The sequence below is a fragment of the Flagellimonas marinaquae genome, assembly GCF_023716465.1.
Lineage (GTDB): Bacteria > Bacteroidota > Bacteroidia > Flavobacteriales > Flavobacteriaceae > Flagellimonas > Flagellimonas alginolytica.
The window spans coordinates 722,410-734,746 of sequence record NZ_CP092415.1 but is presented as its reverse complement, the minus strand read 5'-3'; the positions used below and the strand labels follow the sequence as shown (position 1 = coordinate 734,746).

The 12,337-nt window shown below is 41.1% G+C and carries 13 protein-coding genes; 4 read left to right on the top strand and 9 right to left on the bottom strand.

The features are described from left to right. Positions 1–108 precede the first annotated feature (108 nt). Complete coding sequence (locus tag MJO53_RS03380) at positions 109–954, top strand: universal stress protein (RefSeq protein WP_252080493.1); 846 nt, start codon at positions 109–111, stop codon at positions 952–954. A gap of 5 nt (positions 955–959) precedes the next feature. Then, entirely contained in the window at positions 960–1,820 is an 861-nt protein-coding gene (locus tag MJO53_RS03375; RefSeq protein ID WP_252080492.1) for a universal stress protein, read from the top strand. A gap of 14 nt (positions 1,821–1,834) precedes the next feature. On the opposite strand, the gene trxA is transcribed toward MJO53_RS03375, so the two are convergent. Next, a complete protein-coding gene (trxA, locus tag MJO53_RS03370) occupies positions 1,835–2,134 on the bottom strand; it encodes a thioredoxin (RefSeq protein ID WP_252080491.1) in 300 nt (99 codons plus the stop codon). A gap of 158 nt (positions 2,135–2,292) precedes the next feature. Here trxA and MJO53_RS03365 point away from each other — a divergent pair, with 158 nt between their 5' ends. After that, a complete protein-coding gene (locus MJO53_RS03365) occupies positions 2,293–3,054 on the top strand; it encodes a 3-keto-disaccharide hydrolase (protein ID WP_252080490.1) in 762 nt (253 codons plus the stop codon). Between the two features lie 133 nt (positions 3,055–3,187). On the opposite strand, the gene MJO53_RS03360 is transcribed toward MJO53_RS03365, so the two are convergent. The 4 genes from MJO53_RS03360 to MJO53_RS03345 are packed head-to-tail and all read right to left on the bottom strand — an operon-like array spanning position 3,188 to position 7,619. Beyond that, positions 3,188–5,584: a DUF2309 domain-containing protein gene (locus MJO53_RS03360; RefSeq protein WP_252080489.1), complete on the bottom strand. Its 2,397-nt coding sequence runs from the start codon at positions 5,582–5,584 to the stop codon at positions 3,188–3,190. Then, positions 5,581–7,041, bottom strand: a complete 1,461-nt coding sequence (locus tag MJO53_RS03355) for a proton-conducting transporter membrane subunit (RefSeq protein ID WP_252080488.1) — start codon at positions 7,039–7,041, stop codon at positions 5,581–5,583. The genes MJO53_RS03360 and MJO53_RS03355 overlap by 4 nt, the downstream gene beginning before the upstream one ends. A 22-nt stretch (positions 7,042–7,063) precedes the next feature. Then, the gene (locus tag MJO53_RS03350; protein ID WP_252080487.1) at positions 7,064–7,264 is read right to left on the bottom strand and encodes a hypothetical protein; all 201 of its coding nucleotides are present in this window, start codon (positions 7,262–7,264) and stop codon (positions 7,064–7,066) included. A 46-nt stretch (positions 7,265–7,310) separates the two neighbouring features. Then, positions 7,311–7,619 (bottom strand): hypothetical protein, encoded by a 309-nt coding sequence (locus MJO53_RS03345; RefSeq protein WP_252080486.1) that lies wholly within the window; start codon positions 7,617–7,619, stop codon positions 7,311–7,313. 96 nt (positions 7,620–7,715) lie between these two features. Between MJO53_RS03345 and MJO53_RS03340 the strand changes: the two genes are divergently transcribed. Continuing rightward, the gene (locus tag MJO53_RS03340; RefSeq protein ID WP_252080485.1) at positions 7,716–8,639 is read left to right on the top strand and encodes a LysR family transcriptional regulator; all 924 of its coding nucleotides are present in this window, start codon (positions 7,716–7,718) and stop codon (positions 8,637–8,639) included. A gap of 187 nt (positions 8,640–8,826) precedes the next feature. On the opposite strand, the gene MJO53_RS03335 is transcribed toward MJO53_RS03340, so the two are convergent. The 4 genes from MJO53_RS03335 to MJO53_RS03320 form a co-directional block, all read right to left on the bottom strand. After that, entirely contained in the window at positions 8,827–9,765 is a 939-nt protein-coding gene (locus tag MJO53_RS03335) for a HipA domain-containing protein (protein ID WP_252080484.1), read from the bottom strand. Then, positions 9,762–10,076 (bottom strand): HipA N-terminal domain-containing protein, encoded by a 315-nt coding sequence (locus tag MJO53_RS03330; RefSeq protein ID WP_252080483.1) that lies wholly within the window; start codon positions 10,074–10,076, stop codon positions 9,762–9,764. The genes MJO53_RS03335 and MJO53_RS03330 overlap by 4 nt, the downstream gene beginning before the upstream one ends. Continuing rightward, complete coding sequence (locus tag MJO53_RS03325) at positions 10,045–10,290, bottom strand: helix-turn-helix transcriptional regulator (RefSeq protein WP_252080482.1); 246 nt, start codon at positions 10,288–10,290, stop codon at positions 10,045–10,047. Before MJO53_RS03325 ends, MJO53_RS03330 begins: the two co-directional genes overlap by 32 nt. A 570-nt stretch (positions 10,291–10,860) precedes the next feature. Beyond that, on the bottom strand, positions 10,861–12,336 hold the full coding sequence (locus MJO53_RS03320) for an amidohydrolase family protein (protein ID WP_252080481.1): 1,476 nt from the start codon (positions 12,334–12,336) through the stop codon (positions 10,861–10,863). Between the last annotated feature and the right edge of the window lies 1 nt (position 12,337).

Below are 12,337 nucleotides of genomic sequence, written 5' to 3'. Positions count from 1 at the left end.
AATGACTTTAGGATAAAACGCTGCGGGTTGTTGCATAGGCTTCGGGATTGACCAATATCATTTTATTGCACTTTATTGGGGGCTATCTTTGGGAAAAGCGAGGAACCCATGAAAACCATACTGATCCCTACCGATTTTTCCAAAAATGCACTGCATGTACTACAGTATGCCCAAGAGCTGTACAAATGTGAGCGCAGTTGTTTTTTTGTGCTGCATGCCTTTGCCGAAGAGGTATATGGAGAGTACAATACGGCAAACAAAGACGGAATTGATAAAATTAAAGAAGAGAAAAAGCAGGTGGTTGAGCGAAAATTGGATGAATTGATCGATTCTGTTATAGGGGAACCGCCCAACCCACTACATAATTTTGAAACCGTAGCCTGTTTTGATAACCTGGTCGATGGTGTCAATGATTTTGTGGATGAAATGAATATCGATTTGGTGATCATGGGAACCAAAGGGGAAACCAGTGATCATAAAACAACGTTCGGTAGTTATACCATAGAAATATTCAAGTATGTAAAATGTCCTGTTTTGGCCGTGCCAGAGGGTTTTGAATACAAACAACCAAAAGCGATTCTTTTCCCGACCGATTATTTACTGCCTTATAAACGTAGGGAACTTAAATTATTGGGAGACCTGGCCGGCAAGTTTAAATCCAAAGTGCATTGTTTGTACATCACCGATTTTGATGAGCTCAGTCCCCGACAAGCGGACAACAAGCTGTTCGTGGAAGAGACCCTTACTAAGCCCTATCTGTATTTTGAAACAGCCCCCATTAAAAACAAGGCAGAAGTTATACTCGAAAAAATAGCGGAAAAAGAGGCGGGCATGTTGGTTATGATGAATTCAAGACATTCTTTTTTTGAAGACATGCTGTATAGGTCAACGGTGGACCTACTCGGCTTAAAGATCAAGATACCGTTTATGGTAATGCAGAATTTAAAAAGATGAACAAGATGAAAAAGAAGCGGATTGTACTGCCAACGGATTTTTCCAAAAACTCTTGGAACGCCATAGCTTATGCTTTAAAAACCTTTAAGGGCGTTCCTTGCGATTTCTTTCTCCTTAACTCCTACCAAGTAGGTGCATCAGGACTGTCCACTAAAATGGCAGGGGCCAACGATACCCGACTTTATAACTTGATGAAAGAACAATCCGAACGTGAGCTCAACCAAGAGTTAAAAAAAATTCAGGAAATCGATACCGATCCAGAACATCGGTTTATTCTACGGTCAGTTGCTGGTGCCTTGGTAAATGCCGTGGGAAAAATAGTTTACAAGGAAGAAATAGATTATGTGGTGATGGGAACCAAGGGGTCTTCAGGATTAAAGGAAGTATTTATGGGAAGTAACACCTACAAAGTAATCAAGGATATCGATTTTTGTCCCATAATTGCGGTTCCGGACGATTATCGACCTGATGGTAAAATGGATGCCATTCTCTTGGCCACCGGGTACGAGCACTTGTTCGAAAGCTATGAACTGAAACCAGTTTTGAGCTTGGCAGAGCATTTCAATGCCAAATTATGGATTGCCCACGTAGGACGTATGGATAACCTAACGCCAGAACAAAAAGCCTCCAAATTGGCACTGGAAAAACGGTTGACAAATGTTGAATATGAATTTTTTGAGGTTGAAAAAGAGGACTCCGTAAACCGAACCATACAAAAGGTCGTTGACATGGATAGGGCTCTGGACATGGTAGTAATGATCAATCAGGACCATACTTTTTTTGAGCGACTGACCCGTGAGCCTGTGATTAAAAAAGTAACCTTTAATACCACAGTGCCATTTTTGGTGATTCATTTATTTGAATAATGGATACGGTTTATTTATAAGAAGGACTTGGCAAGCTGAACCAGTTCTGCTTTTTGGAGTACTCCGGATTTCCTCCAGAGTTGTTTACCGTTTTTAAAGAAAATCAGGGTTGGAACCCCTCTTACCTGATACGTATTGGCCAGACTTTGATTTTTGTCCACATCGATCTTTACAATTTTTAGATCATCGCCCATTTCATCTTTTACCTGTTTTAAAATAGGAGCCAACATTTTACAGGGACCGCACCATTCGGCAGAAAAATCGATCAGTGTTAACTGCTCACTGTTGATCAATGTTGCAAAATTTCCTTTCATTGTTTTTAGAATTGATATCGCAAGTTATAAAAACCCCATTTTTTTCTAAGTGACCTAGGTCACCTTTGCTTTACCCATTATAGTGAAGGTCGGCAAAAGTGAGTAGATTACTTTTTCTATCTTTAAGCACAGCACATTTGAAAATTCTTTGAACCTTTATGAACAAGAAAATATTTGGAAGTATTCTGGTAGTGGTGATTCTATCCTGTAAGACAGAGAAAAAAGAGAAAGAAACCAACATATGGCGCACTAAAAAGGAAGCAATGGAAAATGCGGTGCACAATCAATTACTGGAAGTCGAAAAGGAGCAAGGGTGGGAATTGCTGTTCGATGGAGAGACCTTGGATGGATGGCATTTGTACAATGATCCAACGGCTGATTCGGTTTGGGAAGTAGAAGATGGGACATTGCATAGCAACACAAAGAACGAATCTTTATCCGCAGGCGATCTGGTTACCGATACATCATATTCGAACTATGAGCTTTTGTTGGAATGGAAGGTCGTCGGAAATGGAAACAGCGGTATTTTTATAAACGTACAGGAACTGCCAGATGTCCCCACGGCATGGCAGAGTGGTCCAGAATATCAAATTTTGGGTGCCGATCACATGGATTACGATGTTCCAGTTAAACGCCCCGGATGTCTGTATGCATTTTTACCACAACAAAATAATGTAGAAGTAAAACAAGGAGACTGGAACAGGACAAGAATAAAACAAGTCGATGGCAAAATTGAGTTTTATTTGAACGGTATTCTTACAGCAGAGGAAGACTTGGGTTCGGACGAGTGGAGAGAAAAGATAAAAGGCACCCATTTATCCAAATATCCGGAATTCGGAAAAACTACCGAAGGCAAGATTTCTCTGCAATATTGGTATTTTGAGACTTGGTTCAGGAATATTAAAATTAGGGAGCTGTAGTTCGAAAGATTCCCCATTAAATTTATTTAACCTGGTTTTTCCAGCTAAGATAGGGCAAGAAAAAACCTGTAAACTTTCATTTACAGGTTTCACGTTCAAATCAAACTTGCTCCTACTTATTAAGAACAATCGGTTATGCCAGAACTTTTTCGGGCATGTTTTTTTCAAGCTCGGTTTTGCTTTTAGATGGTATAACTTTCTTTTTTGAGTTTGAGGACCACCCCAAGTTTTTTTGATAACTGTAGAAGGCTCCATTTTTTAAAGGGTCCATAACAATGATATAGATCCACTCGTTATCGATCAATGATTTTAGGTTGTTGTTTTGGTTAATAATCGCTCTTACCGTATCCAAAGGTGCCTGTATTACAACGGATAGTCGAAGGGGAGCGTGGAATGGGGTTTCCTTGGAAGTGTATAGCGATTCCCACGGAAGACCTGTTTTAAGATCGCCCCCATTCCCCTGGACCACTCCAAATTTACCTGTAATGTTGTGCGTTACCTTGGTTCCGCCACCAAATGTGTTGTTGTCCACTGTAGAAAAGTAGTAGTGGTTATTGATCCATTGGGTAACTACCATAGGACCTTGCATTATGGTTTCCAGTATTTTACCTTCTTTGTCCGTTTTCCAATCATAGGAATGCAAAAAAGAACGCCCATCCAAGGACAAGTTTTGCGTAGTGGTCCTTGGTGCTATTATAAAGCTTGCATTTTTTGCCAATCCCCATTCTGGTCTGGTTTCGCCCCAGTTGCTCGCATTGATCTGGGCGCGATAAATACTTCCGGTGTTAATGCCCAGTCTTTCTTGGGTTGCTGTTTCTTGAATCTTGCGCAAGTCTTTCCGTAGTATACTTATTTGTTGTTTATGAGAATTCGGTATTGTGGAATCAAAAAGTACGATTTGATCCGTAGTGGTATTGTGTTCGCCCCCTACAAAGTAGGTTCTTTCAGGTATTTTAATCAGAAACTTGTCTTTCAAGACTTGCCGAACTTCGGGTTCATTGGCCAGTTTGGCAAGCAAACGGGCATTATGCCTTCCCGGACTAGCGGCACATGCACCACAATCCAGACTGGAACCATATGGGTTATTTGCTGAATGACTCCCATGTCCTATAAAAAGGATAAGCGGCGCAAATTGTTTCCATCCCATTAGTTCAAAGGCCGATTTAACCAGCATTGCCTTTTCCTCCGCTGAGATATTCAACTCTGATGATGAATTACAATCTTTGTTTTCCAAATGTGGCTCACAAGCGGATTCGTAGGATGTCTCGTTGGTTTTGGACATGTTGTACATTGCTCCGGGCACCATAGTTTTTAAAAACATCTGCAGTCCATAGAAAAACCCGGAGCCTTCGACAAAGCCAAAGCTCGAGGGCAACATGTTTTTCATTCTTTTTAGAAAATAGTTCCAAAACCTTTGCTTTTCAATTTGTAGATCCAGGGTTCTTTTCTGCTCATTCTTATTTTTTTGTGCCGATTCGGACACGGCATAGCTGGAATCTAAAATCGGTGGGCATGATTTATGGGATAGACCGTCTTTCGGATTCTCATAATCCATGGCAATGCCAAAGAACCCTGCGTATCCATAGGTTTCGTAGTTTCCTGTGGACTCTACATGTCTTCGGATCATTTCCGAGCGAGTATCGATACAGAAAACAAATTGGGCGTCAGGGACACTTTTTCGGTTTGCTTCTTTTGCTGTCCAAGTGGAGGCTTTTTCTAGCTTCTGCATTAATCGTTTTTGCCAACTTTTTTCCCATGCTTTCAGCCAAATATATTTAAGTTGTTGTACCTCGGAATTGTCTTTGTCCTTTGTTGTTTTTGGGAGGATATCTACCTGTAGTAATTTTGCCGTCCATAGTCGCACGGCCAAGTAATCTTGAAGATGTATAGGGAAGGCATCTTGCCAGGCATGCGGCTGGAGGTTTCTGTGTTTAATGTAACCTGCCCAACCTGGTAATGCCGCTAAATGATGTGTAAAGATAGATTGTATTTCTTCATCTGTGCATCCCTCGGTAAGTTGTGATAGTGCCTGCTCGCTTAAAGATGGAATGCTGGATAAAGATGGTTTGCCCGATTCGGCATCAAAAGGAACCAACTGTCTCCATGCCATATAAAATCCACGATCCTTACCTGGCATTTCCCATTCGGCCAAACCTTCATCCAAAAAAGTTGATAGCCACTTAACCATAATTCTATCCAGCTGGTGGTTCTGATTTTTGATTTCCAATATTGATTCGCAACCCATTATTTCCAGGCAACCTGCCGGTGTAGTATTGAAACCATGTTCTTTTAAAAGTGGAACCAATTCGTTTTTTTTAATTTCTCCATTATCCCATGCTTTGCGAAACATTGTTGCACTCGGATACACTTTGGCATCTAAAAGTGATTTTATTTTGTACACCGCCTCGGAAAAGTGTAGATCTTGTAGGTCGTTCAAAGGATTCGATGTTACGAAAGAATAGAGGGGCCAGGTATTACCAATAACCTTGGAAGCTTCCTCTATTTGATATATAAGGTTTGTGGATTTCATTGGATTTTGGATTTGTACATTAAAATGGTTCGGTTTTTCGGTTGTGAAAGGTTGAGCAATTTGACATATAACCACGGAATCTTGCGATAGAACCCCAACTTCATTAAGAAAAACCCAATGAGGAAAACTATGCCAAAAACAACTTGTGCGGGGGATAGGGGAGTGGGGGCGGCCACCAATGGCAAGTCCGACATTAGAGTGGTAGCACCATTGTAAAATAGGGAGTACGCCCCAATGCCCGAGATGAAAAGTAGGGGAGGCAATAAAATTCTCTGAATTCCGGATAGTGGACTCTGTTTTACGATATTGTAGGTCACCTGGCCTACCGTTATGGAAACTATCAGTATGAGGAAAATACTACTATCCAGTTGTACTACATCTTTCCCCGTAAACAGAACAAAGGTATATGCTCCAAGTACACTGGACAGCAGAACAACAGGAGCTTGGAACCATTTTATTCTGATTTTCGGACGGGTACTTGGTCTTGTTTTCTCAATCTCCTCTCCCGAAGCAAGAAAAAGGTATGCCTTATAAAACCCGTGCAGAATAAGGTGGGCTATTGCCGCATTAAAAAACCCGAGCCCGCATTGCATGATCATAAAACCCATTTGGGCAATGGTAGAACATGCCAAACGTTGTTTAACATTAACCTGGATCAGCTTTGTAAATTGGGCTAGGATTGCCGTGAGGCCGCCTATGACCAGTAGAATCTCCAGTGTGTTGGAAGCATATAATAATGGTGCGAACAAGGTTAACAATATTCCGGAGCCGTTAACAAATCCTGCGTGCATCAATGCAGATGCAGGCGTAGGGGCCGTCATAGCGGATAATAACCATTTATGGAATGGAAATAATGCGGATTGGATCAGTGCAGCAGTTATTATGCACAATGCTGAGATGATTTTTATAAAACCTGGTGTGGTACTAACTTGGGCAACCCATTCAGTTATCGTGATGGTATTGTTGTACGATGCAGGTAGAAGAAGGCCTATACTTAAAAAACCGGTCCCAATAACAAAATTACGTCGACTAAACCTTTTAGCTTCCCTTGCATCACCCCATTGGGATTGCATTCCGATTAACCTGGACATTATTGTTCCCATAAGTAGCCAAAACACAATAAATAGAATGAGATGGTCGGAGATTACGAAGAGCATCACCGTTATGGTAAAAGCAAGACCTAACCCCATGAATGTGTTTTTTTGGTCTTCATCCTTAAAGTAGGATAGCGCATACTTGCCAATAATGGCACTAAAAAATGTGAACGTAGTCCACAGTAGGGCTGTAAACCCGTTTATTCTAAAAATGCCGTACCATTTCCACTCTGGAATATCCGGATATAAAATTAAAATAGGGATGAGGTTGGCCAAAAAGGCCAACCAAAATAATATATGTATAGCTCCAGAAAAGTGCTTTTTTATGGAAGATGTTTTAGATGTACTGGTCAATGTAGTCATAGTCTCTGTGGCTCTTGATATATTATCCGTTATCTTGTTTTTTACCGGTAATGTTGCGGCGCACCCCACTTTGCAGATTGGCAAACAACACTACGGCAAGAATAAAGCTGCATAGGAGTATTTTATCCAGGAATAGAGATCCTTCCAAATAAGAAAGCGCTATAAACCCTAATAGTAGAAGGAGGCCCAATAGTGTTGTTGTGTTTTTTTTTGATAGTTCCATTGAAAATGAATTTTTATTGAACTTTTTGAATGTTGAAAAGAATGAGTCAATCTTTGAGCGATATTTGTAATATGCCATTTATGCTCAGGTTTTTACCTTGGCTCCTGGCTTCGGCTACAATTTTTTTAGCTATTTTCTTTTCTTCTACCAGCTCGTCTATCCGACTGTCCAACAAATTGGTTTTGCGATGATGGTCACCTTCCCAAATTTTTAATCTTTGGATTTTGTGAAAATTGATTTTTTCATTGATCAAAGAAGTAATCAAGTCCGATGCTTCGGTCGGGGTGAATTTTCCATCCACCAGTTGGATGTTTTTTGTTTCGGTCAAGATCTTGGCGACTTGCTTTGTTTCCATGTGTATGTTGTTTTACTGTGATTTTGATTGCAAAGATTATTCATATTAATCATTAATTTTTATTTATCTTTATAATAACAAGCATTAAAAATATTTATGAACTATACATTGCATCAACTTCAGATATTTCTTAAAATAACTGAATTACAGAGTATTACAAAGGCTTCTGAAGAGTTGCACTTAACCCAGCCAGCAGTGTCAATTCAGCTAAAAAATTTTCAGGATCAGTTTCCAATTCCATTGACTGAAGTGGTCGGACGACGACTTTTTATCACGGATTTTGGAAAGGAAATTGCCGTTGCTGCAGAAAAGATCGTTAATCAGGTCCAGGAGATTAATTACCGTACCATGGCCTATCAAGGTAAGTTATCGGGGCGGTTAAAAATATCCGTCGTATCCACTGGAAAGTACGTAATGCCATATTTTATGTCAGAGTTTATGAGCGAACATAACGGTATCGATCTAATTATGGATGTAACCAACAAGACCAAAGTAATCCGAAGTTTGGAACTGAACGAAGTGGATTTTGCGTTGGTGTCCGTTTTGCCCGAAAAACTGAATGTTGAGCGCGTTGAATTAATGCCGAACAAGTTATTTTATGTGAGCCATTATAAAAGGGAATTGCCCAAAAACCCTAGTAAAACAAAATTGTTCGAGAAAATCCCATTAATTTATCGAGAACCAGGTTCGGCTACCCGAAATGCCATGGAAAGCTTTGTGGCGAAAAACAGCTTTCGAGTAAACAAGAAATTAGAATTAACCTCTAACGAAGCTGTTAAACAGGTAGTTATATCTGGGTTGGGTTGTTCCATTATGCCATTGATCGGTATAAAAAATGAATTGTTGAACAAAGATTTAAAAATTGTTCATTTAAAAGGGCTTCCGATTACGACCACGTGGAATTTGATATGGTTAAAGTCCAAAAACCTTTCTCCGGCAGCCGTTGCCTTTTTGGATTATTTAGAAGTAAAAAAGAAAGAAATAATTAAGGAAAAGTTTAATTGGATCGATAATTTTTGAATGGTTCAAAACAAAAAAAGCCGCCTAAACGGCAGCTTTTATCAGTGGAGCCGGAGGGACTAGAACCTATCTCTGGAAACCCTTATAAATAAAGGGTTTTAGGCCTTTCTGAAATACATGCTCACCGAATAGGTGACTTTTTGCAAATGAAGGGACTGTTTACCTAGAGATGTACTTAATTTTAAACCTATTTGATTCGATTTACCCTTTCTTCAATTAAAGTATTGAATTTCTTTTTTTGTTCTTCTAATAAAAAGCTTTCATCAATTAAAGAAGGCCATTTTTTTGCTCCAGCTAATATTCTGCCCCAAAGATTTTCGATGGCCTTTTGGGGAATGTGAGCTTTGGCCATTGCCATATCCAAATCTTCTTTTGAGATTTTTCTTTTTTTACCGTTCAAGGTCAAGGCCAACTCCTCAGGATCATCAGGTATCAACAATTGGGCTGAAATCATATCATATGCAGGGGCAAGGGAGTAAGATTTTCCATTCTTTGCAATAAGGGAGAAGTTTTTAAGATGCATATCATTATTTCCAATCAAGAATGATACAATGACCTGCTCATAAAATCGGACCACATCTAATAATGGGTTTTGGGAGTAGGCCATCATGGCTTTAGCAATCTGTTCGTAAGAGCCTCTGTATTTGTGTTCAGTGAGGTGTTCCGTAAACTGACATGCATCTTCCATGGCAAATTTGGTACCCTTTGCATCCCGATCTATTCTTCTGGTCAGATAGGACAAATGCCCATCTTTAAGTGGAATCAACAAAAAAGGTACCGTGTCAATGCCGCATGCCTGTGCCAACAACATCGATAATGCCTCTGTCTCCGGCATTTGAGGATATTCGTAAAAGGGTGGTTTTAAGATGTACCTTCCGTTCAAGGCACCGACAATGGTCAGTCTGGAATTGTTTTCTTGAGTGAAGCCCAAAGAAAGTTTAGGTTGAACTCCGGTTACAATGACGCGTTGGGCCACATTTTCTTTGGCCAGTTCCTCAATTTGTGAAAGTTCATAACCCAATTTAAATACGGGTATGTCTTCTTGCCAAAAAGCCTTTAGGCAATCTGGATGATATAGTTCCTCTACGGAGGAAAGCGGTTTTTGACAGGCTAGACAGTTGCTCATTTTTCCAATACACTTATGTTGCCGATACAATCTTTGCAGGTGGCCAATAAAAGCCCCATCCGATCACGGGGGTTTAGTTTCCAATTCTTATGTGCAATGTCCAATAGCCAACCTTCGGGTATCAATCCATCAAAAAAAGGGAACAAAAAATCTGAATGGAATGGTTTCTCCTGTAGGGGCAATGTCAGGGATACAGCAACAGGATTTTCTGATTTCAGATAGTTTTTGGAATAGGTAAAGTGATACCCTTCCTCATCTTCCATCAGGATTCCGGCCAAATTATTGTTCACCCAAATTTCTCCTTGTCGCATCACTTATAGGTGTAGGGGTTAATTCATGTCCAAAGAATAAAAGTACCTGATTGATCTTATCCGTCATCAAGTTGGGTTTTCCTTGCTCCAATTCACGGACAAATCGAAGGCCAACTCCAGTGGTGTCAGAAAGTTCCACTTGGGTCAAGTTAAGTTCTTTACGTCTTTTCCGGATAAATTGAGCTATGGGGTTATTTCTGTTCCAACCTTTCATTATTATACCTTATAGGGTGCAAAATAGGTAAAATAATTCAAATTATACCTTAAAGGGTATAAAAAATGTTTTTCTATAATAATTATACCCTAAAGGGTGTAAAAAAATACTTTTCAAGTGATTTCTACTTTGCCCATTCAGAGAAGTAGCTGATATGGGGGGATTTAATGAATAAATTTGGAATGTTTCTGGTGCAACTTGTTCAACTTGGATAAGCGGGATGGTCGGGGCCACCAAGAACGGATAATTTAAGCCATCCAACATTAGGGTGCAGTGATTTGAATGTCAATTTTTCCATGCTATATCGGAAGATACCTAACTTTGTTCGGCGAGGGTGGTATACCACCTCTGGTGTTTCCGGTGAGACCTCAGTAAAGTCAAACCCCGTTGGTTCCAACGTTCACACTTATTGGGACAGTGTCCCCGTTTTTTCCAATCCAGAGGTGGTTGTTGAGCGTAGATCTCCCATTATCAAAACAATCGCTGGGCCAATGTGAATATTTTTTTTGAGCTCGGTTTGCTTTTTTCAATAGTTCACCAAGTGGACTGTTGTGCTTTTTATTTCCGGGGTTAATTCCCATTAAGTAAACCGTCAAGTGCCTTTCGATCATAATATGTGCCATTGCGCACCACTGCCCTGATCAAACGCGTATTGGTAATATCGCTCAAGGGGTTGGCATCAAGTAAAACAAGATCTGCGATCATATTTTTCTCGATGGTTCCAATACTGTCCTGCAGTTTAAAATACTGGGATGGCAAAAGTGTTGCGGATGCTATGGCCTCCAGGGGCTCCATCCCGCCCTTTACCAACATTTCCAGCTCTTTATGCAGGCTGAAGCCCGGGGTGAGAAAGCCGATCGGGGTGTCGGTCCCGGCCATGACCTTGACATCGGCCTTTTTCAGTCTTTTGACCATCTTCAACACCCATTCCCCATGTGCGACACTTAGTTCATTGCTCATTTTTTCCGTAGCCTTATTGGCGGCTTCCTTCCAATTGGATTTGATCGTTTCCGGCAAATACTCAAAAGTTTTTCGCCAATCCCCATTTTCATACAATCTGTTTATCCCCCCAGTGGAAAGAGTTACGGTGGGTATCTGCCAGGTGCCGTTTTTTTTCAGTGCGGCCAAAACCTGGGCCGCCCTTTGTTGATCAAAGGTGTTGAACGCGTGCAAACGCTGGGACGTATGGATCGCCGACCTCAAAACTCCGCCTAATTCACCTTTTCCTTTGGCCAGCATTTGTTTTCTTGCCCGTAATAGTGAATCATGATCGGACGAGCAGGACATTTCCAGGTTGCGCATATGCTCCATGCTTCGCAGACCGTGTTCGCTCGCTTCAATGGCATCAACGCTCAAAGGTACGTGGCCGGTCACGGGCAGGTTGTGTTTTTTGGCCGCTGCAACGATGGTCTTGAACATTTCAGGATTCAACATTTCGTAGGCCTTTATCAAATCCACGCCAGCGGCGGCAAGTGAATCCACCATGGCGATAGCCTCCTCTTCGGAACCCAGGCCGACAGAGATTTCAGGCCTGCCCGGGTTCCCGTCATAGACGTTGGGAAGACCATCCAATAAAGGACCGGCGATGAACAATCGGGGAGAGCTGTCAGGTTCCTGTATTGATTTTTCTTTCCAAGGTAATACCTTGTGCATCAGACCACCTGTATCGCGTATGCTGGTAATGCCATTGCCCAAAAAGAGTGGAAACATGGCTTGTTCCAAACCAGGTGTAAAGGTCAGGTGCACGTGGGCATCCCATAGACCGGGGATCAAATACTTTCCTTTCCCGTCGATCACCGTACTGTTTGAAGGGGGGGCAATAGGTTTTTTGGAAACTTCCATAATCTTATTTCCAGTGAGCAGTACATTGAGATTTGCCCTTTCACCGGACTTGGCGTCGATGACCGTGACCGATTCGATCAAGATGGAAGCTTCGTCGTTTTTATTTTCGGAAACACCCCCATTGCAACCACCCAGAATCAAAATTAAGGAGCAGAGGGCGTAACGGGTTGTTTTCCAAACTGTTGATTTCGTGTTTCCCATCATA